The following is a 23,735-nucleotide window of genomic DNA, read 5'->3' on the forward strand; positions in this document are numbered from 1 at the left end:
CAGAAAGGTTGTGCCACGGTGAACAGGTTCCAGAAATGGCTTCACGGTAGCTGGTCCATCCCGGTCGCCTCCGGCATCCTCATCCTCATGTCCTTCGCCCTGCAGTACCTCGGCGCCGGAATGTGGAATCGTGCGGTCAGTCCGCAATGGTGGATCGACGCCGGTGAACACGCCACCAGCACCGCCGAGGTATTCACCTTGGCGGACACCTTCATGCTCGCCGCCGCCGTCGTCGCCGGCTACAACATCGTCATCAAGGGCGTCCGGGCGCTGACCGCCAAGCTCATCGGCATCGACCTGCTCGTCTCGATCGCCGCGATCGGCGCCGTCATCATCGGCAACTTCTGGGAAGCCGCAGCCGTCACCTTCCTGTTCGCCATCGGCCATGCCCTCGAGGCGGCCACCATGAACAAGACCCGTTCGGCACTGGCCGAACTGGTCGCCGTCGCCCCCGACGTCGCCATCGTGTTGCGCGATGGTGAACAGCGGGAGGTTCCCGCCCACCAGGTCCGGATGGGCGAGATCGTGCTGGTGAAGAACGGCGCGAAGATCCCCGTGGACGGCCAGGTCGTCTCGGGTACCGGTGCCATCGACGAAGCCTCCATCACCGGGGAATCGCTCCCGGTGGAGAAGACCACATCGGATCATGTCTTCGCCGGAACCGTCTCCCGCGGCGGATTCCTGCAGGTTCTGGCCACGGGCATCGGCGCGGACACCACCCTGGCCCGCATCATCCACCGCGTGGAGGAGGCCCAGGACGCCAAGGCCAAGACCCAGGCCTTCATGAACCGCTTCTCCTCCTGGTACACCCCCGGCGTCATGGTCCTGGCCCTGGTCGCAGGCCTCATCAGCGGCGACGTGGTGTTGGCCCTGACCCTTTTGGTCATCGGCTGCCCCGGCGCCCTGGTCATCTCCATCCCCGTCGCGATCGTCGCCGGCATCGGCCGCGCCGCCCGCAACGGCATCCTCATCAAGGGTGGCGAATATCTGGAGACCTCCGCGAAGATCTCGGCGGTTGCCGTGGACAAGACCGGTACCCTCACCGAGGGTCGGCCACAACTGACCGATGTCGTCGTCCTGGATCCGGCACTGGATCGCACCGAGGTGCTGCGGTGGGCCGCTGCCGCCGAGGCCGGTTCCGAGCACCCACTCGCCCGCACCATCATGGACTCCGCCCGCGACGAAGGCGTGGGCCCCGAGGGCATCCCCGGGGCGGTGACTCCGGTTCCCGGCAAGGGCATCGTGTCCGACGTGGACGGCCAGCGGGTACTGATCGGCAACCCGGCGTTGCTGGAGCAATACGGCATCACCAACGACGCCGGATCCTCCGATGCGGCCGAGCAACTCGCCGCGGCGGGCAAGACCCCGATGATCGTCGCGGTCGATGGCCGGGTGAACGGCGTCGTCGCCGTCGCCGACCAGATCCGCGAGGACTCCGCCGAGATGGTGGCCCGGTTGCACGCTGCCGGCGTGAAGAAGGTCGTCATGCTCACCGGCGACACGCGGTTGGTGGCCGAGTCCATCGGCCAGGCCACCGGCATCGACGAGATCCATGCGTCCATGCTGCCCGAGGACAAGCTCGACGCGGTGGCGAAGCTGCAGCGCGAGGGGCATACGGTGGCCATGGTCGGTGACGGGGTGAATGACGCCCCGGCCTTGGCGATCGCCGATATCGGTGTGGCCATGGGAGCCGCCGGTTCGGCGGTGGCCGTGGAGACGGCGGATATCGCCCTGATGGGTGACAATCTGCTCAAGCTGCCCGAATCCATTAGTCTGGCCAAGCGGACGGTGAACGTGATGAAGCAGAACATCGCGATCTCGCTGATCACCGTGGTGCTGCTGGTGGCTGGCGTCTTCGCCGGTGGGGTGACCATGTCACTGGGCATGCTCGTCCACGAGGGCTCCGTGCTGGTGGTCATCCTCAACGCGATGCGCTTAATGCGCAACGCCCAGGGGGCGACGTCGATGTCGAAGGCCCTGCGCACCCCGGCCAAGCGCGAGGCGTCCGAGGCAGTCGACGCCTAGGCGCCGCAGCAACACCTCAAGGAAGCGCCGACCGCGGGGGTACCCGCGGGGCCGGCGCCTGAACAGAATCAACTAATTTTCATGAGCACGGCAGGAGGAATTCAGATGTCCACGGCACTGGTTTTCAACGACTACGGCGGACCCGAAACCCAGGAACTCATCGACCGCCAGAGCCCGGCTCCGGGTCCCGGCGAGGTGGCGATCGAGGTGCAAGCAGCTGGAGTGAACCCTGCCGACTGGAAGCTTCGCGAAGGTCTGCTGGGCGAGAACGGGCAGCTCCCGGCACCGCTGGGGCTTGAGGCCTCCGGTGTGGTCACCGCCGTCGGGGACGGGGTGGAGGATTTCACCGTCGGAGACGAAGTGCTCGGCCTGGTGGCTGAGGGCCATGGTGGTTTCGCCCAGCACACGGTGCTGACGGCTTCGAAGACCGTGGGGAAACCCGAGGAGATCTCCTTCGCCGACGCGGCCACCATCCCGGTGGCCGGCGCCACGGCCTACGATGTCACCCACCAGGTCGAACTGGAACCCGGGCAGAGCCTGCTGCTCTTGGGAGCCGCCGGGGGCATCGGGCTGATGGCCGCCCAGATCGGCAAGGTCCACGAATTCACCGTGATCGGTGTGGCCGGTATTGCTGACCAGAAGCTGGTGGAGTCCACCGGCGCCACGTTCATCGAATCAGGCGACGGAGCCGCCGATCGGGTGCGCCGGGTGGCCCCGGAAGGTGTGGACCTGATCGTGGATCTGGTGGGCGGCCGGCCGCTGCGGGACATGGCGCCGTTGGCGAAGAGCCCGCAGAACGTCATCTCCACCGTCGAAGAGGCCACGGTCCAGGAGCTCGGTGGCGCCGCCGTGGTGCGGACCACCGAGGCACTGGAGAAGATCACCGACGTCATCAAATACGGGCTCGTCGACCCACACGTTCGCGCACGCTTCCCCCTGACCGATGCACAGGAGGCCATGGCCGCCGTCGAGACCGGCCACCTGGCAGGAAAGGTGGTTGTTGAACCATGACCGAACCGCGCGACGAACACCTGGACCATCCAGGGCACGGAGACCCACCCCGGTCCGGGCAGACGATGGCGCAGGAGCATACGCACCCGCCAGGGGATGACGCCCACCACGACCACCATGACGGTCACGGCGGGCATGGTGGGCACGAGGGCCATGCCGGGCATGGGGTGGGCATGTTCCGGACTCCCTTCTGGGTCACTCTGGTCCTGTCCATTCCGGTGGTCTGGCTCAGCCCGCTGGTCGCGTCCCTGCTGGGCTACCAGGTTCCCGAGTTTCCGCTCTCAGGGTGGATCGCCCCGGTCCTGGGGACGTTCATCTACTTCTACGGCGGCGCCCCGTTCCTGAAGGGCGGCCTCCAGGAAATCCGATCCCGCCAGCCGGGCATGATGCTGCTGATCGCCATGGCCATCACGGTGGCCTTCCTTGCCTCCTGGATCACCTTCCTGGGCCTCGGCGGCTTCAGCCTGGACTTCTGGTGGGAACTGGCCCTGCTGGTGGTCGTGATGCTCCTGGGCCACTGGATGGAGATGCGAGCCCTCGGTTCGGCCTCCTCCGCCCTGGATGCCCTCGCCGAGCTGCTCCCCGACGAGGCGGAGCGGATTCCCGAGGACGGTGGAGACCCCGTCACGGTGTCCATCTCGGAACTGGCGGTAGGGGACATCGTCCTGGTGCGCTCCGGGGGCCGGGTGCCGGCCGACGGCGTCATCACCGACGGCAGTGCCGGTTTCGACGAGTCGATGATCACCGGCGAATCCAGCACAGTGGCCCGCGGATCGGGTGAGACAGTCGTTGCCGGGACGGTCGCCACCGATAATTCCGTGCGCCTGCGCATCGAGGCCACCGGCGAGGATACGACCCTCTCGGGGATCCAACGGATGGTCTCCGAGGCCCAGGAGTCCACCTCCCGCGCCCAGGCCCTGGCCGACCGTGCCGCTGCCTTGCTGTTCTGGTTCGCACTGGGGGCCGCGATCATCACCGCGATCGTCTGGGTGGCGATCGGCCAGCCCTCCGATGCGGTCACCCGCACCGTCACCGTCCTGGTCATTGCCTGCCCGCACGCCCTGGGTTTGGCGATCCCCTTGGTCATCGCCATTTCCACCGAGCGGGCAGCGACGGCCGGGGTCCTGATCAAGAACCGGCTGGCGTTGGAGAAGATGCGCACCGTCGACGTCGTGCTCTTCGATAAGACCGGCACCCTCACCGAGGGCGCCCACGCCGTCACCGGCACCGCCACCACCGGCGGCATTTCCGAGGACGAACTGCTGCGGTGGGCTGCCGCGGCCGAATCCGAATCCGAGCACCCCGTGGCCCGGGCCATCACCACGGCCGCCGAGGCAGCTGGCCCCGGATCCGGCTCTTCGCTGACGGCGACGAACTTCCAGGCCGCTGCCGGTCGCGGGGTGAAGGCCGAGGTCGACGGCGTCGAGGTGATGGTCGGCGGGCCCAACATGCTGCGCGAGTTGGGGCTGGAACCCACCCCCGAGCTACGTGAAGACGTCGCCGGATGGATCGACCGGGGAGCCTCCATCCTGCATGTGGTCCGGGACCGGGTGGTCTTGGGCGCCATCGCGCTGGAGGACCGGGTTCGGCAGGAGTCACGCGAAGCGGTCGACGCCTTGCGCTCACATGGGGTGAAGGTCGCGCTGATCACCGGCGACGCCCAGCAGGTGGCCGATGCCGTGGCCCGGGATCTGGGTATCGACGAGGTGTTCGCCGAGGTCCTGCCACGCGATAAGGACGCGAAGGTCACCGAACTTCAGCAGCGGGGCCTCAGCGTGGCCATGGTCGGTGACGGCGTCAACGACGCCCCGGCCCTGGCCCGCGCCGAGGTGGGCATCGCGATTGGCGCCGGGACCGACATCGCCGTGGAATCCGCCGGCGTGGTCCTGGCGGGTAACGACCCGCGCTCGGTGGTGTCCCTGCTGGTGCTCTCCCGGGCCAGCTACGCCAAGATGCTGCAGAACCTGTGGTGGGCCGGAGGCTACAACATCATCGCGGTCCCGCTGGCCGCCGGTGTCCTGGCACCCATCGGGTTCGTCCTCTCCCCCGCGGTCGGGGCGGTCCTGATGTCGTTGTCCACGATCATCGTGGCGCTGAACGCCCAGTTGCTCCGTCGCGTGGAACTGGCCCCGGAGAGAGTCGCCGGCACCCGATCCGACCGGTGACGGCCGGGTGGCGATGGCGCCGATCGATCCGCCCGGACCGCCTTGACCCACATCAAGGCGGTCCGGGCCAGGTTGCGGTGGAATGGAATCACCCACGTAGGGAACCATCGTTCAGGAGGCAGCCACCATGCACACCGCATCATTCCGTACCCCACCCTTCACCTCCCCCACGTGCGTCCAGGACCTGGAAACCGCCCTGCCCCGGCAGGCCGGGATCACCTCGGCCACCGTGGAGTTCGAGGAGCGGAAGGTCAACGTCGAGTTCGACAGCATGAAGACCAATGTCGAGAAGATCGCCGATCTGATCACCGGGTTGGGCTATCCGGTGCTCTCCACCAAGCTCTGGTAGCTGTCCGCCGTGTCCGGCGTCGGAGACCTAGACTGGGATGCACCGCGACGGCAGCTGTTCCCGCCGTCGCAGACGACGTCGAAGGAGGCGGCCCACGATGAGCCCCCAGGAATCGGTGACCCGCTGATGAGCACCACCCCGGCAGGTCACGACCACCGGGACCAGTGTGTGGCGCTGGTCCCGATCTTCGCGCACCTGGATCCCGACGAACAGCATGAGATCGCTTCCCGCGCGCGCCAACGCAGTTTCCGAAGGGGTGAACTGCTCTACTCCCCCGGGGATGAGGATCGCTCCTTGATGATCGTCCACCGCGGGAAGGTCAAGACCTACCGCGGCAACGAGTCGGGCCATGAACAGATCCTGCGGGTCCTGGATCCGGGAAGCTTCATCGGTGAGACGGCCTTCCTCCACGCCGGTCAGTCGGACCACTATGCCTTGGCGCTGGAGGACGCGGAAATCTGCTCCCTGCACCACGAGGACATCCGCGGGTTCCTGGTCAGCTATCCGACGATCGCGTTGAAGATGCTCGAGACCGTCACCGAACGGCTCGAGCAGACCGAACGGACGCTCAGTTCCTATACCGGCGAGGACGCCGGATCGCGGATCGCCGGATATCTGTTGGAGAGCGCCGACCCGGCCACCGGGGCGCTGACTCTGCCGATGTCCAAACGCGATCTGGCCTCGCTGTTGGGCACCACCCCGGAGACGCTCAGCCGGCGCTTGGCGGCCTTCACCGAGGCCGGCTGGATCGACCAGTCCTCCGGCGGGCGGATCCACGTGCTGGACCGGGGGGCGTTGGCCCGGGCCTGAACCGGCCGCGGATCCACCGGCTCCCGGCCCACCGTGCCTACGGCCGGGGTGTCAGTTCGAAGACCTCGGCGAGCAGGGCGTGGGACTTCATTTGCGCCTGGTGATCGGTCATCATGTTCATCGCCATGAGTTCGTCGATCTGCCCGGCCTCGGCCAACTGCATCAGCTGGTCCCTCACCTGTTGCGGGTTCCCGACGATGAAGCGTCCTTCCGATCCGGCCCGGGCCTGTTCCTCGCCGGCGGTGTAGCGGTGGTTCGCGGCCTCTTCCACCGTCGGCGGGGCGTGGTGGATCTGTCCGGTCCCCCACCGGGCCCACTGCAGTTCGGCCGGTCCGGCCAGATACCGGGCCTCCTCCGCGGTCTCGGCACAGACGACGATGGTCGACAGCATCGAATACGGCGCCTCACGATACGCCGAGGGCTGGAAGGCCTCCCGGTAGGCGCGCAGTACGGGGATCGCCATTGCCGGGTTGATCTGTCCGGCGAAGGCGAAGCCCATGCCCAGTTGCGAGGCGATCCGCATGCCCCCGTCGCTGGAACCGAGCATGAACAGCTCGGGGCGCAGGGAGGCCTCCGGGGACGGGGTGATGTCCCGGTACGGGTGGTCCTCGGGGAAGTCCCGGTCGAAGAACGCGAGCACCTCGAGCAGCAGGTTCATCAGCCCCTGGCCGGTCAACGGCTCCTGGTTGTTCCGCAGGGCGGCATTGGTGATCGCGCTGGTCCCCGAGGCCCGCCCCATCCCCAGGTCGATGCGGCCGGGATGCAACGCCTCGAGGATCGAGAAGTTCTCCACCACGCGCAGCGGACTGTGGTTGGGCAGCATCACCCCTCCGGAGCCGACCCGGATGTTCTTCGTCAGCGCGGCGGCATGGGCGATGAGCAGATCGGGGGAGGTGCTCATCTGGTGTTTGCTGCTGTGGTGCTCGGTGAACCACAGCCGGGTGAATCCGAGCCGGTCGGCCTGCTGGGCGGCCTCGGTCGCATGCTGTAGGGCCTGTTCGGCCGATTCGCCGTTGTACAGGCCAACGCCTTCAAGGATGGAGAGTTTCATGGGTGGTCCTTCCAGCCGGGAACCTGCCGTCCCCGGATCTTCGTCAAACATGGTGCCTGGGTTCTTCCCCGGCCTAGGGGGCGGCCGGCGGGGTGGTGTCTGCGGGGTCCTCCAGCGTCTCATCGTCCATGGGGGCGTCGAATTCAGCGTTGGTCAGCCGCCAGTAGGCGCCGCGGGCGGCCAGCAGTTCGTGGTGGTTGCCCTGTTCGACGATGGCCCCGTCCTTCATGACCAGGATCAGGTCCGCATCGCGAATGGTGGAGAGCCGGTGGGCGATCACGAACGCCGTCCGGTCCTCCCGCAGCTTGAGCATGGCCCGTTGGATGAGCAGCTCGGTGCGGGTATCGACCGAGGAGGTCGCCTCGTCGAGGATGAGCAACCGCGGGTCGGCCAGGAACGCCCGGGCGATGGTCACCAGCTGGCGTTCGCCCACACTGAGGTTGGTGGCCTCGTCTTCGAGCATTGTCTCGTAGCCCTCCGGCAGCGCGTGGACGAAGCGGTCCACATAGGCCGCCGAAGCCGCCTGGGCCAGTTCCTCCTCGGTGGCGTCGGGTCGGCCATAGAGGATATTCTCGCGGATGGTCCCGGCGAACAGCCAGGTATCCTGCAGCACCATCCCGGTCCTGGCCCGTAGGTCCTGCCGGGTCATCGACCGGGTCTCCACGGCGTCGGATCCGTCCTCGGCGCAGCCCAGGCTGATCGCCCCGGAGTCGATGTCGTAGAACCGCATGATGAGGTTGACCAGGGTGGTCTTGCCCGCACCGGTGGGTCCGACGATCGCCACCGTGCTGCCTGGGCTGGCGGTGAGGTTCAGCCCCTCGATGAGCGGGGTGTCGGCGTCATAGCGGAAGGACACGTCCTTGAACTCCAGGTGGCTGGCGTGCTCGGGCACCGTCTCGGCGGGATCGGCTTCTCGGCTCCGCTCCTCCGCGTCGAGCAGCTCGAACACCCGCTCGGCGCTGGCCACCCCCGATTGGAGCAGGTTCGCCATCGAGCCGAGTTGGCTCAGCGGTTGGGTGAACTGCCGGGCATATTGGGTGAAGGCCTGCACGTCACCGATGGACAGCTGGCCGGAGGCGACCCGCAGGCCGCCGACGACGGCGATTCCGACATAGACGAGGTTCCCGATGAAGGTCATGCTGGGCATGATGATCCCGGAGACGAACTGGGCGCCGAAGCTGGCCCGGTAGACCTTCGCGTTCTCTTCCCGGAAGGCCTGCTCGACCTCCTGCTGGTGGCCGAAGACCTTGACGATCGCGTGCCCGGAGTAGGTTTCCTCGACCCGGGCGTTCAGGATCCCCGTCTGTTTCCATTGCTCGGCGAACATCCGCTGCGAGCGGCGGGCCACCAGCACGGTGATGAGGATGGTCAGCGGGATCGTCACCAGGGCGATGGCCGCCAGAGTGGGTGAAATCAGGAACATCATCAGCAGCACCCCGATCACCGTCAGCAACGAGGTGATGACCTGGCTCAGGGTCTGCTGCAGCGATTGGCCGATGTTGTCGACGTCGTTCGTGACCCTCGAGAGCAGTTCCCCGCGCTGGACCTTGTCGAAATAGCGCAACGGCAGCCGGTGGAGCTTGGCTTCGACCTGCAGACGCAACCGGTGGGCCGCCCGCTGGACGACGACGTTGAGGATGCGGGCCTGCACCAGCCGGAAGGCGCTGCCGAAGAGATAGACCGCCAGGACCAGTGCGAGGATCATGCCCAGCTGGGTGAAGTCGATCCCGGCGCCGGGGACGAAGTCCATCGAGCGCAGCATGTCAGCCTGGTTGGTCTGCCCGTGGGCGACGAGCTGGTCCACGACATCGGCCTTGCTGGTGCCGGCCGGGAAACGCAGGGAAATGAACCCGGCGAAGACGACGTTGGTGCCCTCGCCCAGCAGCTTGGGGCCGATGACGGTCAGCCCCACGCTGATCACCCCGAGGATGACGACCCAGATGATCCGTGACGCATCCTGGCGCAGGGTGCCCAGCAGCCGTTTGGCCGAAGGGAAGAAGTTCAACGCCTTCGCCGTGGGCGCCCCACCCCCGGGTCCGCGGCCCCCGGGACCGCGCCGAGGTGCCGGGGACGAGGCGCTCGAGGTCCGCTGCCCGCTCATGATGCCGCCTCCACGCTCTGCTGGGATTCGACGATCTCGCGGTAGGTTCCGCAGCTGTCCAGCAGCTGGGCATGCGGCCCGGCTCCGACGACCTCGCCGTGGTCCAGCACGATGATCTGGTCGGCGTCGCGGATGGTGCTCACGCGTTGGGCGACGACGATGCGGGTGGCCTCCGGCAGTTGGGCGTCCAGGGCCCGGCGCAGGGCGGCATCGGTGGCCACGTCCAGCGCGGAGAAGGAGTCGTCGAAGATGTAGATCTCGGGGCGTTTGACCAGGGCCCGGGCGATCGCCAGGCGCTGGCGTTGCCCGCCGGAGACGTTCGTGCCTCCTTGGGCGATCTCCGCCTCCAGTCCCAACGGTTTGGCGGCGACGAAATCGCGGGCCTGGGCGATCTCCAGGGCCTGCCAGAGATCCTCGTCGGTGGCCTCCGAGTTCCCGTAGCGCAGGTTCGAGGCGATGGTCCCGGAGAACAGGAACGCCTGTTGCGGGATGAGCCCGATGCGCTCCCACAGCTCATCCGGGTCGAGGCTGGCCACCTCGGCGTCGTCCACTGACACGGTGCCGCCGGTGACGTCGAAGAGCCGTGGCACCAGACCGATGAGGGTCGACTTGCCGGACCCGGTGGACCCGATGATCGCCGTCGTCGTCCCCGGGCCCACGGTGAAGGAGATGTCCTTCAGCACCGGTTGGTCGGCGCCCGGGTAGGTGAACTCCACCTGTTCGAAGGCGACAGCCCCGGTGCGCCGACCGGGGCTGACCGGTTCGGCGGGGGCGAGCACCGAGGTGTCGGTGTCCAGTACGTCCCCGATGCGCTGGGCGGAGACGGCGGCGCGCGGGATCATCACGAACATGAGCGCGGCCATCATCACACCCATGAGGATCTGCATCATGTATTGGAGGAAGGCGAACAGCGTGCCGATCTGGGCGTTGCCGTCCTGGACCTCGGAGGCACCGAACCAGATGACAGCGACGCTGGAGACGTTCATGACCAGCATGATCGCCGGCATCATCAGGGCCATCAGGTTACCGGCGCGGATGCCGACCTCGGCCACGCCTTCGCTGGCGGTCCCGAAGCGGGCGCGCTCCTCCTTCTCGCGGACGAAGGCGCGGATGACCCGGATGCCGGTGAGTTGTTCGCGCATGATCTGGTTCAGCCGGTCGATGCGCTTCTGCATCAGTTGGAAGGCCGGAACCATGCGCACGACGACCAGGCCCACGATCGCCAGCAGCACCGGGATGCTCACCACCATCAGCCAGGACAATCCGACGTCCTGCCGCACGGCCATGATCACCCCGCCGATGGCGAGCATGGGGGCGGAGACCATCAGCGTGGAGGTCATCTGCACCATCCGCTGGACCTGCTGCACGTCATTGGTGTTGCGGGTGATCAACGACGGGGCCCCGAACTTTCCGACCTCGCGTTGGGAGAAGCCCACGACCCGATGGAAGAGTCCGTCGCGCAGATCCCGGCCCATCCCCATCGCGAGTTTGGAGCCGAAATACACGGCGACGATGGCGCAGGCGACCTGGACCAGGGTGACCGCGAGCATCAGGGCGCCGGTGGACCAGATGTAGCCGATGTCGCCGGTGACCACACCCTGGTCGATGATGTCGGCGTTCATGGTCGGCAGCAGCAGCGAGGCGAAGGATTGTGCCAGTTGGAACACCAGCACCCCGAGCAGCAGCGGCCAGGCGGGTTTGATGTAGCGAACCATGAGTTTCCAGAGCATGGTCAATCCTTCCTGGCCTGGCCGGCCGCGACGTCGTCGTCCGCGGCTTGTCCGATGATTCCGTGCAGTGCGAAGTCCACCAGTTCGTCGTCGCTGAGTGGGACTCCCCCGCCCATGCGTGGTGCCGAGGCGGCGATGACCAGCAGGCGGATCAGGGCGCCGAGTTTCTGCGCAGGGATGTTCAGGCGCGCGGCGTCGGTGGCGAAGGCCGCGGCGGCGCTCTGTTCGAAATGACCTTCGCGGCGGTGCTTCATGTATTCGTGGGCTTCCCCGGGATCCAGCAGGGAGATCATCGTGAAGACGCCTTGGGCCCTGGCCCGGGCGGTGCGGATCAGCACCCGCAGCTTCTGGGCCACGTCCAGGTCCGGATCCTCCAGTTCCGGGCCCAGCCCCTGGTGGGTCTGGTCGAAGAAGGCATCGACGACCCCTCGGACCAGTGCCGCCTTGTCGCCGAAGACCCGGAAGATGGTCCCCTCGGCGATGCCGAGGTGGTCGGCCAGCTGGCGGGAGGTCACCGAGGCTCCGTGTTCGAGGTAGAGAGGGATCGCCGAGGTGGCGATCATCGTCCGCCGTTCCTCCGCCGACATGGGCCGGGCACGGGCCGGCTTGGGCCCCTTGCTTTCATCCACCCCTCCAGCGTAATGAGTGAGCGCTCACTCCGCAATGTCCCGGGTAGCCCCCGCACCCGGCTTCCCGAAGGAATAGGAAGCACCGTTCACGGGTTGACGCCCCCGTGAAGAACATCGGATTCCTGTCCTTCGGTCATTGGACCGACCACCCCCAGTCCGCCACGCGCAGCGCCGCCGATGCCCTGCTACAGGGCATCGATCTCGCGGTCGCCGCGGAGGAGCTCGGTGCCGACGGCGCCTACTTCCGGGTCCACCACTATGCCCAGCAATACGCGTCCCCGTTCCCGCTGCTCGCCGCCATCGGCGCACGGACCAGCAGGATCGAGATCGGCACCGGGGTGATCGACATGCGCTATGAGAACCCCCTCTACATGGCCGAGGATGCCGGGGCCGCCGACCTGATCTCCCAAGGACGCCTGCAACTGGGCATCAGCAGGGGGTCCCCCGAACAGGTCATCGACGGTTGGCGACATTTCGGCTTCTCCCCCGCCGAGGGCGAATCCGATGCCGAGATGGGCCGCCGGCATACCGAGCGCCTGCTTGAGGTGCTCACCGGGGAGGGCTTCGCGGAACCAAGCCCGCACCCGATGTTCCCCAATCCTGGCGGGTTGCTCCGGGTGGAACCGCATTCTCCCGGCCTGCGTGAGCGCATCTGGTGGGGATCCGGCTCGAATGCCACTGCCGTCTGGGCCGGGACGCTGGGCATGAACCTGCAAAGCTCCACGCTCAAGGACGATGAATCGGGCAAGCCGTTCCACGTCCAACAGGCGGAGCAGATCGAACTGTACCGGCAGGCCTGGAGGGAGGCCGGGCACCAGCGGGAGCCCCGCGTATCGGTCAGCCGCAGCATCTTCGCGCTGACGGATGAACGGGATTGGCAGTACTTCGGCCGCGACCGCTACAGCTCGGACCAGGTGGGCAACATCGATGAGAAGACCCGGGCCATCTTCGGTCGCTCCTATGCCGGGTCCCCCGAGGAACTCATCGAGCAGCTGGGCCGGGACGAGGCGGTCGCCGCGGCGGACACCGTGCTAATGACGGTCCCCAACCAGTTGGGCGTCGACTACAACGCGCATGTCATCGAGTCGATCCTGGAGCATGTGGCCCCACCCCTGGGCTGGCGGTAGAGGCAGCACCGCCCGGGCCGGCCTCGGCCCGGGCCAGGGTGCTACTGCTGCGGTATGTCCGCTCCGGCCCAGGCCTTGGCGAAGAACCGTGCGGACCGTGATTTCAGCAGGTCGGCGTAGTCGTCCGGCTCCATGGCCTGCGCCGATTCCTCCGGCACATCGCTGGTGAAGGCCGAGACGCCCAGCCCGGCTTCGTGGTTCTTCACCTTCAGGCCGGCGGCCTCCAGGAGCGTGGGGTACAAGTTCAGCTGGTCCACGCGGGGGCGCATCTCACTCTTCTTGTCCTCGCCCGGAATCCAGAACCGGTTGAAGATGGTGCGGTTGGGGTGGTCGTCGAGTTCCTCGTGGAAGGCATCTCCACCGCCCATGTGCTTGAGGTGGTCGCCCATGATCACCACGGCGGTGTCATCGAGGTACCCCTTGTCTTCCATGTAGTCCACGAATCCTGCCACTTGGGTCATGGAGCAGAAGAACATCGAGGTGACTTCGCTTTCCGTGTCCTGATCGCAGTAGTCGTAGATATGAGCCGGCTCGTGGGTGTCGAGAGTCAGCATGGAGAGGTTGAACGGCTGGCCGGACTTCTTCGACTCGGCATGGAGTTCGTCGATCTCGTCCTCGGCGTGGCTCATGAGGCTCTTGTCGCTCAGGCCCCAGTCGCTGCGGAAGTGGCTGGCCGGTTCACCGGCGGCCCGCCAGTCGGTCAGGCCCTTGACGTCGGAGTAGCCGTGGCCTTCCAGGAAGGCGTCCTTGGCGGAGAACTTGCCGTTGGCGCCACCGAGGAAGACGTTCTTATATCCGTGGTCGTCCAGGATGTCACCCAGGCAGGTGATTCCCCCCAGATAGGACTCCACGTCGCTGCCGAGCTTGTTGAGGGCACCGCTGCCGACCGCGGAGTCCATGCCCTTCAGCGGGATGCCGCACTGCGTCGAGGTGATGCCGGACATGGTCCAGCCTCCGCCCTCGTACTGCTGGAAGTCCTCCACGCTCTGCCAGCCATCCTTGGCCTGGGTGACGTCCTGAAGGGGCTCGAAGGCGTTCTTCTCGAAGAGCTGGTCGTCGGCCAGGGTGGCTTCCCCGGATTCGAGGTAGATCACCACCAGGTTGCGCTGGTCCTTATCACTGGTGATGGTCGGTTCGACGTAGTAGTCGTCGATGTCGTACTGGGAGTTGCCGGACTTGATGTAGTCCGCCATGCCGACGGTCGAAGAGAAGGCGGTGGTCCCGCCCACGACCAGTCCGGCCACGGCGACGGTGGAGACGGTCCGGACGAACCACGACGAGCGCCGCGGACGTCGCTCGGAGGGGTTGCGGAAACGTTTGCGCAACCAAGAGTAATGCCATACGGCGATCCCGACCGTAATGAGTAGAGGCAGGACAACGACCAACAGGATGCCGATCCACACCAACGATCCGCCTCCACCATCGGTTTCCACGGAGACGAGATTCAGGAGCATCTGCCCCACGGAGATCTTGCCGAAGAAGATGCGGATGCCAATAGCGGCGAAGAGTAATGAGAGTCCGGCAAAGATCAGCGCATAGATCAGGATCCGCCCGGTAATGACACCGACCCGTCGGGTCGCATGGAGAATCGGAGAAGACATAGCTGCACACCTCGCATTCCAGATGCCCGCGCGTTCGCCGATCACCCTAGACATCCAACCCGTTTTCGGGCAAAAAGTAGCCTAGTGATGCTAGGCCATCCGTTCAATGGTACTTCACCTGCCGTCCACCCGTCATTGACCACACCACGGACGGCGGTGCCTGGCACCGCCGGAAGCTCTCCGAGCGACGAGGCGGGGTGCCCTCAGCCGCTTGGCTTCCGTGCCGTGGTGACCCGCTCGAGGATGAATCCGACGACGGCGATCACCGCGCCGATCAGGGCGACCGGGATCGAGACCAGCATGCCGATTCCTGCCCCGATGTTGGCGCCGGTGTCCGGCGGCGTGAAGACGGAAGCCGCCACGAAGATCACCACCGTCAATCCCACACCCACGGCCAGGACGATGAGTCCGGCCTTCGTTACGCTGCTCATGCGCGAAGCATGGCACAACCTCCCGACGAACAATAGTGGACCAACACTTGTTGCCCACGTCATACTCCCCGTATAATGCCCAACAGATTACGTGTTCAACTATCGAATATGAAGTTCAAATATAGAACACGCTACCCTGATCAGCACAACGAAGTGAGGACATCCCGTGCAGTTCCACCACCACGGCTACGTTTCCGGCGATCCGCGCATCGAGCCCGCCGCAGGCGTCGGCATCGACCGCCCCGAGGAGCTGCCCGAGCAGGTCGATGTACTCATCGTCGGCTCCGGCCCCGCCGGCATGCTCGCCGCCGCCCAACTGGCCGAATTCCCCAACATCAACACCCGCATCATCGAACGCCGGGCCGGTCGCCTGGAGATCGGCCAGGCCGACGGCATCCAGGCCCGCAGCGTCGAGACCTTCCAGGCCTTCGGATTCGCCGACCGGATCACCTCCGAGGCCTACCAGATCACCGAGATGGCCTTCTGGCGCCCGGACACCGAGAACCCCACCCACATCAGCCGTGGCGGCCGCGCCGTGGACGACGCCACCGGCGTCAGCGAGTTCCCGCACCTGATCGTCAACCAGGCCCGGGTGCTGGACTACTTCGCCGACGTCGCCGCCCACTCCCCCTCCCGGCTGACCCCCGACTTCGGCTGGGAGTTCGAGGGCCTCGAAGTCACCGGAGAAGGCGATCACCCGGTGAAGGTCTCGCTGGTGCGCAGCGCCGGGGAGGACGAAGGGACGAAGAAGACGGTCCACGCCAAATACGTCATCGGCTGCGACGGCGCCCGCTCCAAGGTCCGCTCGGCGATCGGCTGCACCATGGCCGGGGACAAGGCCAACCACGCCTGGGGCGTCATGGACGTGCTGGCCAAGACCGACTTCCCCGACATCCGCACCAAATGCGCCATCCAGTCGCACGACGGCGGATCGATTCTGTTGATCCCGCGCGAGGGCGGGCACCTCTTCCGCATGTACGTCGACCTGGGCGTGGTCCCCGAGGACGACCACGGCAAGGTCCGCACCACCTCCATCGAGGAGGTCATCTCCCGCGCGAACGACATCCTGCACCCCTACACGGTCGACGTCCGCCACGTCGCCTGGAACAGTGTGTACGAGGTCGGCCACCGGCTGACCGACCGGTTCGACGACGTGGCTCCCGACCGGATCGGGATCGATGCCCCGCGCGTGTTCATCACCGGTGACGCCTGCCATACCCACTCGGCCAAGGCCGGTCAGGGCATGAACGTCTCGATGCAGGACGGTTTCAACATCGCCTGGAAGCTCGCCCACGTGCTCGAGGGCCGCAGCCCCGAATCGCTGCTGTCCACCTACTCGGCCGAACGCCAGGTCGTGGCCAAGAACCTCATCGACTTCGATAAGGAATGGTCCACCATGATGGCCAAGAAGCCCGAGGAGTTCGACACCCCCTCGGAGCTCGAGGACTTCTACGTCGCCACCGCCGAGTTCCCGGCCGGCTTCATGACCGAATACGCCCCCTCGGTGGTCACCGGCGAGACCACGCACCAGGAGCTGGCCACCGGCTACCCCGTGGGCAAGCGGTTCAAGTCGGCCATGGCCTCACGGGTCTGCGACACCAACCCGCTCCACCTGGGCCACCAGGCCACCGCCGACGGCCGCTGGCGGATCTACGTCTTCGCCGATGAAGCCACCGCCGGCGCCGACTCCCCCACCACGGAACTGGCCGAATGGCTGACCGTCGCCCCCGGCTCCCCGCTGGCCGCCACCCCCGAGGGGATGGACCTCGACGCTTGGTTCGACGTGCGGGTCATCTACCAGCAGCGCCACGAGGACATCGACATCAACGCCGTCCCCAAGGTCTTCAAGCCCGAGGTCGGGCCGTTCAAGCTCGACTACCTGGAGAAGGTCTTCGGCGTCGTGCCCGGCGAGGATATCTTCGACGAACGGGGTATCTCCCGGAAGGGCGCCATCGTCGTCGTCCGCCCGGACCAGTACGTGTCCCACGTGCTGCCGCTGACCGCCACGGACGAGCTCGCCGCGTTCTTCGCCCCCCTGCTGGCGGTCGAGGCCATGAAGTAGACACAGCCCACCACTGCAGCAGAACACCGCACGACGCCGGAGCCTTGGGTTCCGGCGTGGTGTCGCGTTCGGAAGACCCTGCGACCCAAAGTGTCGGGCGTGCCCACTACCTTCGAAAAGGACCGGCAACCAAGGGGGGAATCTCATGCTCGGTCTCGATACGGCGCATTGGCAGGACATCGTCGGACAACTGCTCGACCGCACGCGCACCCGGGCGGTGATCTGGTCCCCCATCTCCGCGGACGACGACGAGGCAGAGTGGACATGGGGCTTCAGTTGCCGTTTCACAGCCGGCCGGACACGCTTCTCCCTGCGCAATAATGCTGCCGAGTCCGCCTTCGAGTCGTGCGTGCGCCGGCTGGAGCCGGGCGGGCATGAATTCTCCAATACGCTGCGCGTCAACGCCGAGGGTGCCAAGGGGAGGACCCCGCTCAAGGAGCTGCACGAGGCGGTGGCGGATGAGGTTGCCTTCGCGCGACGTCTCAGTGCCGTGGAAAACGCGTCCATCACCTTCCGGCAGCTGGTGGATGCCATCCAGGGAATCGAGCCCGGCGAGGTCTACCTTTCGGTCCGGGAGTTCGAGGATCTTGACTACCACGGGCATTTCGACTTCGACTCCGAGCAATGGCATGCCGTGGTCGATGCCCTCTACGACCGAACCCTCGACGGCAGCCTCGTCTGGGACCCGGTGGGAACGCCGCAACGCCTCACGGGCCAATACGTCGCCCTCCTGCCCGCCGAAATCTCGATCGGCCTCATCATCGACGAGGCCAATGAGTACGACGAACGTGGGCCTGACGGGCGGTTCTACCAGCTGCGCCTGCTGGACACCTCGCTCGCCGATGAGATCGAGGAGCTGGGAGACCTCAAGAAGAACGATGCCATTCATGCCTGCGAGGACGCCGATATGAAGGACGAACAGCTGGCCCATTGCACCGCAACGCTCGATGCCCTGCACGACCTGTTGTGCCACGACCTGGTCATTCAGGAGAACGCCTTCCGGGCCATCGCCTTGGAGGAGACGTTCCGCAGTCTCATGGCCTCGATCGAAGCCGGTTCGGACCAAGCGTCCTGAACCGTCCCGCACGGGGTATACGGGCCCCGCCAACGGCTCCGGCCCGTACCATGGACCCTAGCCACCAAGAACAGTACCGGCCGGCAAGGAAAAGATGGATTTCTACGCAATCAGCTCCCTGCGTGACCACCACGCCGGGTGGTCCCTGCTGCGCGCCCAGAACGCACCGCTGGCTCTGTCCTTCTTCATGCAGGCATTCACCGGACCGAACCAGCGCAATATCGGTCGCCAGCAACTCATCGACCTGCTCGAGGACCTCCTGTTCGTGCTGCGCGAGGCGGCGGAGGAGGACGCCTTCCCCAAGCCAGCCGCCGAATACCTCGACGATTGGGCTGCCCCAGAACGGTCCTGGCTCCGCAAGTACTACGTCCCCGACCAGGACGAACCCCGCTATGACCTGACCGCCGCAGCCGAGGATGTGATCCGCTGGGTGGAGGGCCTGCGCGGCCGGGATTTCGTGGCCACTCAGTCACGGCTGACCAGCATCTTCGCGGTCCTGCAGCAACTGGTCCAGGAATCGGAAACCGACCCGGAGGTCCGCCTGGACGAATTGCAACGCCAGCGCGACGGGATCGACGCGCAGATGCAGCGCATCCGCGACGGGCATCTGCGCGTCATGAGCGCCCCAGAGGCTCGAGACCACTTCCAGCAGCTGACCACACTCGCCCAGGACCTGCTCTCGGACTTCCGCGAGGTCGAGCAGAACTTCCGCGCCCTGGACCGGGCGGTCCGGGAACAGATCACCACCTGGGAGGGTAGCCAGGGCGATCTGCTGGCCAGCATCTTCGCCAACCAGCAGGACATCAGCAGTTCCCTCCAGGGCCGCACCTTCCAGGGGTTCTGGGACTATCTGATGTCCCCGCAACGGCGTAGCGAACTGCAGGACCTGCTGCACCGGGCCACCCGCATCGAAGCGCTGGCGCAGGAACCGAATCTGCAGGCTCTGGCCCACCTCCACCAGGACTGGCTTCCAGCCGTCGAGCAGACGCAGAACACCGTCCGCCAACTTTCCCAGCAGATGCGTCGGCTACTCGATGACAAGGTGTTCCTGGAGAATAAGCGCGTCATGCAACTGATCCGCGGCGTCGAATCCGGTGCCCTGGCCACCCGGGACCGGCCTCCGTCGGGTCCGTTCGTGGACATCGCCGCACCCGCCGTCCACGTGGCGCTGCCCTTCGAACGCCCCCTCTACGAATCTAGTCGCAAGGTGCTGGTGGACGACGACGTGGTCACCGCCGACGACACCGATCTCGACGCCGAAGCCCTCTTCACTCAGTTCCACGTCGATCCGGGGCGGCTCAACGCGAATATCGACGCCGTGCTGGCCGGACTCCCGCAGGCAACGCTGGCCGAGGTCACCGGCGCCTATCCACTGACACAGGGATTGGCCGAGATCGTGGCGTACTACCAGTTGGCCACCGACTCTCCCTGGGCCTCCATTGACGCGCAATCCACCCAAAAGCTCTCCTGGACGTTGCCCGATGGCAGCATCCGCGAGGCGGACATCGACCAGATCATCTTCGTGAGGCCGACATGAGCACCGAAACAACCGAAACGGGCACCGGAGCGGCCAGGACGCCGGAGGAACTACCCGGCGTCGTCACCCGGCTGTTCAAGGGGGTGCTCTATGCCGAGGTGGACCCGAAGAACTGGCAGTCCCTCCTGGGTCTGGAATCCCAGGTCCGCGACTACGTGGCCGTGCTCGGACTGGATCTGATCCTGGACGAGCCGGAAGGGTATGCGTTCCTGCGCTCACGAGATGATCCGGAGAACCAGCTCCCGCGGCTGATCCCCCGCCGCCAGCTGACCTTCAACGTCAGCCTGCTACTGGCGCTGCTGCGCGGACGCATGCTCGAGTTCGACACCAACAGCAGCGAACTGCGGCTGATCATGACCGAACAGGACCTCGCGGACATGGTCTCGGTGTTCCTGCCCCCATCCAGCAACGAAGCCCGCGTCCTGGACCGTCTCGGCGCAGACATCAAGAAGGTGGTCGATCTCGGATTCCTGCGCAAACTGCGTGGCCAGCCGGGCACCTACGAGGTGATGCGCATACTCAAGGCCTTCGTCGACGCCCAATGGCTGGAGGAGTTCGATGCGCGACTGGCCGACTACCGTTCCTCCCTGGCACGGGACGGCTCCGCGGCCACGCCCTCGACCACGGAGGGGGGCGCATGAGCACCGACCTGCAGGACAGTCTCTTCAGCCTGGATGAGGAACCCGACGAGGGCGACACGGCACCGGGTTTCCGGCTACGCCGTCTGGAACTGCTCAATTGGGGCACCTTCCACGAAGGGGTCCGGACCTTTCGACTCGACGGCTCCAACAGCCTGCTCACCGGCGACATCGGCTCCGGGAAGTCCACGGTGGTCGATGCCATCACCACCCTGCTGCTGCCAGCGCACCGGATCGACTACAACAAGGCCGCCGGAGCGCAGAAAAAGGAACGCACCCTGATGTCCTACGTCCGGGGCTTCCACAAGAGCGCGCGTGGTGCCGGTGGGGAACATTCCCGGCCGGTGGCGCTGCGCCGGCCCGGGACCTTGTCGGTGGTGCTCGGCGTCTTCCACAACGACCAGCTCGACAAGACGGTCACGTTGGCCATCACCCTGTGGGCCACCCAGGAGGCCGGCCAGCCCAACCGTTTCTACTCACTCGCCGAGACCGGTCAGTCCATCGCCGAGGATTTCTCCCACTTCGGGCAGGATCCGGCGAAACTGAAGAAGAAGCTGCGCGCGGCCGGTACGGTCGTCCACGATACCTTCGACCCGTATTGCAGCGCCTTCAAACGCCAGTTCGGAATCGGCGGCAACCAGGCCATGGACCTGTTCCACCGCACCGTATCCATGAAGCAGGTCGAGAACATCACCTCCTTCGTGCGGACCAATATGCTCGAGGACGACGATGCCGGCACCCGGGTGGCCAACCTCATCCACCACTTCGACAACCTGAAGAAGGCGCACGAAGCAGTGTTGCGCGCCAAAGACCAGATCACCCTGCTGACGCCGATCCGCGACGGCGCCGCCCAGCATGCCCGGCTGAACCACGAGGACGAACAATCCCGGGCCCAGCGCGACGCGCTGCATCCATGGTTCACCGACCGGCAGCTGGCTTTAGGTCGTGAGCACCACGCGGAGCTGGAGGCCACCGGAACCCGACTGCACGAAGACGCCCGGACGCTGGGCGTGGACATCACGCGTCGGCGCCACGAACTCTCCACCGTTCGCGAGGACATCCGCACCAACGGAGGAGGCCGGCTGGCAGCCATCGATGCCGAGGTGTCGACCCTGGAGGAGGAACGGGGACGCCAACGCGCCCGATTCGATTCCTACGCGGACGCCGCCACCGCGCTGGGGCTGCAGGTTCCTCAGGACCGCGTGCTCTTCGACCGCAACCGCTCCCGTTTGGAAGAGGTGGAGGCCGGGCTCCAGTCCCGCTCCGAGGAACTGCAGGAGCGACGAACCACCGCGCGGATCGAACGCGCGGAGCTCGACCAGCGGCTGGCCGATCTCGGGGCGGAACTTACTAGTCTGGGGTCCCGACCCAACCTGTTGCCGCGACCACAGCTCGAACTGCGCAGCCGCCTCTGCGAGGGAACGGGCGTCCCTGAATCCGCGCTCCCCTATGCCGGGGAACTGCTGCAGGTCCGTGACGGCGAAGGCTCTTGGGAGGGGGCTGCGGAACGCACCCTGCACGGTTTCGCCCTGTCGATGCTGGTGCCCGCCGCCCACTATGCGGCAGTGAGCGCCTGGGTCGACGGGAACAACCTGCGCGGCCGGCTGGTCTACCGCCGGATTGCCGACACCCGGCAGGCCAAGGCCGCGGAACCGGGAACCCTGGCCGCGAAGATCGCTGTGAAACAAGGAACCCCGTTCCGGGATTTCCTGCTCGACGAGCTGGCCAGCCGGTTCGACTACTACTGTTGTGACAGCCTCGAGGAATTCCGCCGCTACCCCCGGGCCCTGACGATGAACGGCCAGCTCAAGGGTGGGCGCGGGCGGCATGAGAAGGACGATCGCCGGGACATCACCGACCGCCGCAACTTCGTGCTCGGGTGGGACAACCAGGCCAAGATCGCCCGCTTCCTGGCCGAGCGGGAGGACCTGCAGAGCCGACTGGCGGCCACCCAGCGGGAACTGGCTGCGGTGGACGAACCGTTGGGCACCCTGGCCCGGCAGCATCAGCAGCTGGGAACCGTCCGGTCGATCGCCGACTTCACCGAAATCGGCTGGCAACTCACCGTTCGCCGGGTGGAGGGGTTGCGCCGGGAACGGGCGGGTCTCGAGGCGAGCAACGACGTGTTGGCCCAGTTGACCGCCCGCGAGAGCGAACTCGCGGACGAGGTGACGCGGTTGGAGGGGAAGGACCGCAAGCTCAGTGAGCGCCTCGGCGCCAACGAGCACGCCACGAGGTCGATCGCCGAGACGATCGCCGACTGCCAAGAAACCCTCGCCGAGACCCCGCTGACCGACGATGAGAGGGTGCTCGCCGCTGTCAGGCAACTGACCACCCAGGCCCTGGACGGTAAGGAGCTGACCTATAAGAACACCAGTAGCGTCGAGAGCACGGTCAGGAACCGCCTCACCGACGCCATCGACGCCCTGTTCAAGCGGCTGACCCGCGCGTCGGAGAACACCGTGCGGCAGATGTCCGACTTCCGCAACAGATACCCGAACGAAACCACGGAAATGGACGCCACCCTGGAGGCAGCCGATGACTACACCCGGCTGCTGGACGAGCTGGTGGACAACGGTCTGCCCCGTTTCGAAGCGCACTTCAAGGAGTCGCTGAACCAGAACACCATCCACGAGGTCGTTGCGTTCAACGCCTTTCTGGACAGCCGCGTTCAGGACATCCGCAGTCGTATCCGGGAAATCAACCGTTCCCTGGCGGGCATCGAGTACAATCCCGGCCGACATATCCAGTTGGAACCGCAGAGCAGCACCGACCTGGAGGTGCGCCAGTTCGGACTCGATCTGCGGGCATGCTCGGAGGGCAGCCTCGGCGACACCGATCAGTATTCCGAGCAGAAATATCTGCAGGTCGAGCGTCTCATCGAGCGGTTCCGCGGCCGCGAGGGCTACACGGCACTGGACGAGCGGTGGACCACAAAGGTCACGGATGTGCGGAACTGGTTCACCTTCTCCGCCTCGGAAAAATGGACCGAAACCGGCGAGGAGTACGAGCACTTCACCGATTCCGGCGGCAAATCCGGCGGACAGAAGGAGAAACTGGCTTACACCATCCTTGCCGCGGCGCTGGCGTTCCAGTTCGGCCTCGGTGCGGGATCGCCGACCGGGCGCGGCGGTGCCGGTCGCAGCTTCCGTTTCGTGGTCATCGACGAGGCCTTCGGCCGCGGCTCCGACGAGTCCGCCCGCTACGGGCTGGAACTCTTCCAACGGATGAAGCTGCAGTTGCTCATCGTCACGCCGCTGCAGAAGATCCATGTCATCGAACCCTTCGTATCCCACGTCGGATTCGTGGCCAATCCCCACGGCGATGACTCACAACTACGCAATATGACCATCCAGGAATATCGAGACGAACGTGAACGACGTGCCCTCTGAG

The 23,735-nt window shown here is 66.2% G+C and carries 17 protein-coding genes; 11 read left to right on the top strand and 6 right to left on the bottom strand.

All coding sequences use genetic code 11. The annotated features are described in order from the left end of the window. Positions 1–18 precede the first annotated feature (18 nt). From ACT3S6_RS05115 to ACT3S6_RS05135, 5 genes are all read left to right on the top strand, one after another. Positions 19–2,025 carry a heavy metal translocating P-type ATPase gene (locus ACT3S6_RS05115; RefSeq protein WP_444554078.1) on the top strand — a complete coding sequence of 669 codons (2,007 nt, stop codon included), beginning with the start codon at positions 19–21 and terminating at the stop codon, positions 2,023–2,025. Between the two features lie 105 nt (positions 2,026–2,130). After that, on the top strand, positions 2,131–3,036 hold the full coding sequence (locus ACT3S6_RS05120) for an NADP-dependent oxidoreductase (protein ID WP_444554136.1): 906 nt from the start codon (positions 2,131–2,133) through the stop codon (positions 3,034–3,036). Continuing rightward, positions 3,033–5,201, top strand: coding sequence for a heavy metal translocating P-type ATPase (locus ACT3S6_RS05125; protein ID WP_443411455.1), 2,169 nt, complete (start codon positions 3,033–3,035; stop codon positions 5,199–5,201). The genes ACT3S6_RS05120 and ACT3S6_RS05125 overlap by 4 nt, the downstream gene beginning before the upstream one ends. A gap of 127 nt (positions 5,202–5,328) precedes the next feature. Further along, entirely contained in the window at positions 5,329–5,550 is a 222-nt protein-coding gene (locus ACT3S6_RS05130; RefSeq protein ID WP_443383191.1) for a heavy-metal-associated domain-containing protein, read from the top strand. A gap of 126 nt (positions 5,551–5,676) precedes the next feature. Beyond that, positions 5,677–6,360 carry a Crp/Fnr family transcriptional regulator gene (locus ACT3S6_RS05135; RefSeq protein ID WP_443383188.1) on the top strand — a complete coding sequence of 228 codons (684 nt, stop codon included), beginning with the start codon at positions 5,677–5,679 and terminating at the stop codon, positions 6,358–6,360. Positions 6,361–6,397: 37 nt separating this feature from the next. Here ACT3S6_RS05135 and ACT3S6_RS05140 read toward each other — a convergent pair whose 3' ends face one another. From ACT3S6_RS05140 to ACT3S6_RS05155, 4 genes are all read right to left on the bottom strand, one after another. Then, on the bottom strand, positions 6,398–7,411 hold the full coding sequence (locus ACT3S6_RS05140) for an LLM class flavin-dependent oxidoreductase (protein ID WP_443411456.1): 1,014 nt from the start codon (positions 7,409–7,411) through the stop codon (positions 6,398–6,400). A 73-nt stretch (positions 7,412–7,484) separates the two neighbouring features. Continuing rightward, entirely contained in the window at positions 7,485–9,512 is a 2,028-nt protein-coding gene (locus ACT3S6_RS05145; protein WP_444554079.1) for an ABC transporter ATP-binding protein, read from the bottom strand. Further along, positions 9,509–11,242 carry an ABC transporter ATP-binding protein gene (locus ACT3S6_RS05150; RefSeq protein ID WP_444554080.1) on the bottom strand — a complete coding sequence of 578 codons (1,734 nt, stop codon included), beginning with the start codon at positions 11,240–11,242 and terminating at the stop codon, positions 9,509–9,511. The genes ACT3S6_RS05145 and ACT3S6_RS05150 overlap by 4 nt, the downstream gene beginning before the upstream one ends. A 2-nt stretch (positions 11,243–11,244) precedes the next feature. Further along, complete coding sequence (locus tag ACT3S6_RS05155) at positions 11,245–11,871, bottom strand: TetR/AcrR family transcriptional regulator (protein WP_444554081.1); 627 nt, start codon at positions 11,869–11,871, stop codon at positions 11,245–11,247. Positions 11,872–11,975: 104 nt separating this feature from the next. On the opposite strand from ACT3S6_RS05155, the gene ACT3S6_RS05160 reads away from it, so the two are divergent. Next, complete coding sequence (locus tag ACT3S6_RS05160; RefSeq protein ID WP_443383174.1) at positions 11,976–12,998, top strand: LLM class flavin-dependent oxidoreductase; 1,023 nt, start codon at positions 11,976–11,978, stop codon at positions 12,996–12,998. Between the two features lie 41 nt (positions 12,999–13,039). On the opposite strand, the gene ACT3S6_RS05165 is transcribed toward ACT3S6_RS05160, so the two are convergent. Continuing rightward, positions 13,040–14,599, bottom strand: a complete 1,560-nt coding sequence (locus ACT3S6_RS05165) for a sulfatase-like hydrolase/transferase (protein ID WP_444554082.1) — start codon at positions 14,597–14,599, stop codon at positions 13,040–13,042. 203 nt (positions 14,600–14,802) lie between these two features. After that, the gene (locus ACT3S6_RS05170) at positions 14,803–15,030 is read right to left on the bottom strand and encodes a hypothetical protein (protein ID WP_444554083.1); all 228 of its coding nucleotides are present in this window, start codon (positions 15,028–15,030) and stop codon (positions 14,803–14,805) included. 166 nt (positions 15,031–15,196) lie between these two features. Here ACT3S6_RS05170 and ACT3S6_RS05175 point away from each other — a divergent pair, with 166 nt between their 5' ends. The 5 genes from ACT3S6_RS05175 to ACT3S6_RS05195 all read left to right on the top strand — a co-directional run bounded on the left by ACT3S6_RS05175 (position 15,197) and on the right by ACT3S6_RS05195 (position 23,734). Further along, positions 15,197–17,092, top strand: coding sequence for an FAD-binding monooxygenase (locus ACT3S6_RS05175; RefSeq protein WP_444554084.1), 1,896 nt, complete (start codon positions 15,197–15,199; stop codon positions 17,090–17,092). Between the two features lie 145 nt (positions 17,093–17,237). Beyond that, complete coding sequence (locus tag ACT3S6_RS05180; RefSeq protein ID WP_444554085.1) at positions 17,238–18,167, top strand: hypothetical protein; 930 nt, start codon at positions 17,238–17,240, stop codon at positions 18,165–18,167. Positions 18,168–18,261: 94 nt separating this feature from the next. Further along, positions 18,262–19,704 carry a DUF3375 domain-containing protein gene (locus tag ACT3S6_RS05185; RefSeq protein ID WP_443383160.1) on the top strand — a complete coding sequence of 481 codons (1,443 nt, stop codon included), beginning with the start codon at positions 18,262–18,264 and terminating at the stop codon, positions 19,702–19,704. Then, complete coding sequence (locus tag ACT3S6_RS05190) at positions 19,701–20,345, top strand: DUF4194 domain-containing protein (RefSeq protein WP_444554086.1); 645 nt, start codon at positions 19,701–19,703, stop codon at positions 20,343–20,345. The genes ACT3S6_RS05185 and ACT3S6_RS05190 overlap by 4 nt, the downstream gene beginning before the upstream one ends. Then, the gene (locus ACT3S6_RS05195) at positions 20,342–23,734 is read left to right on the top strand and encodes an ATP-binding protein (RefSeq protein WP_444554087.1); all 3,393 of its coding nucleotides are present in this window, start codon (positions 20,342–20,344) and stop codon (positions 23,732–23,734) included. The genes ACT3S6_RS05190 and ACT3S6_RS05195 overlap by 4 nt, the downstream gene beginning before the upstream one ends. Position 23,735 lies beyond the last annotated feature (1 nt).

Source organism: Arthrobacter sp. AOP36-C1-22 (genome assembly GCF_052377515.1).
GTDB lineage: Bacteria > Actinomycetota > Actinomycetes > Actinomycetales > Micrococcaceae > Arthrobacter_H.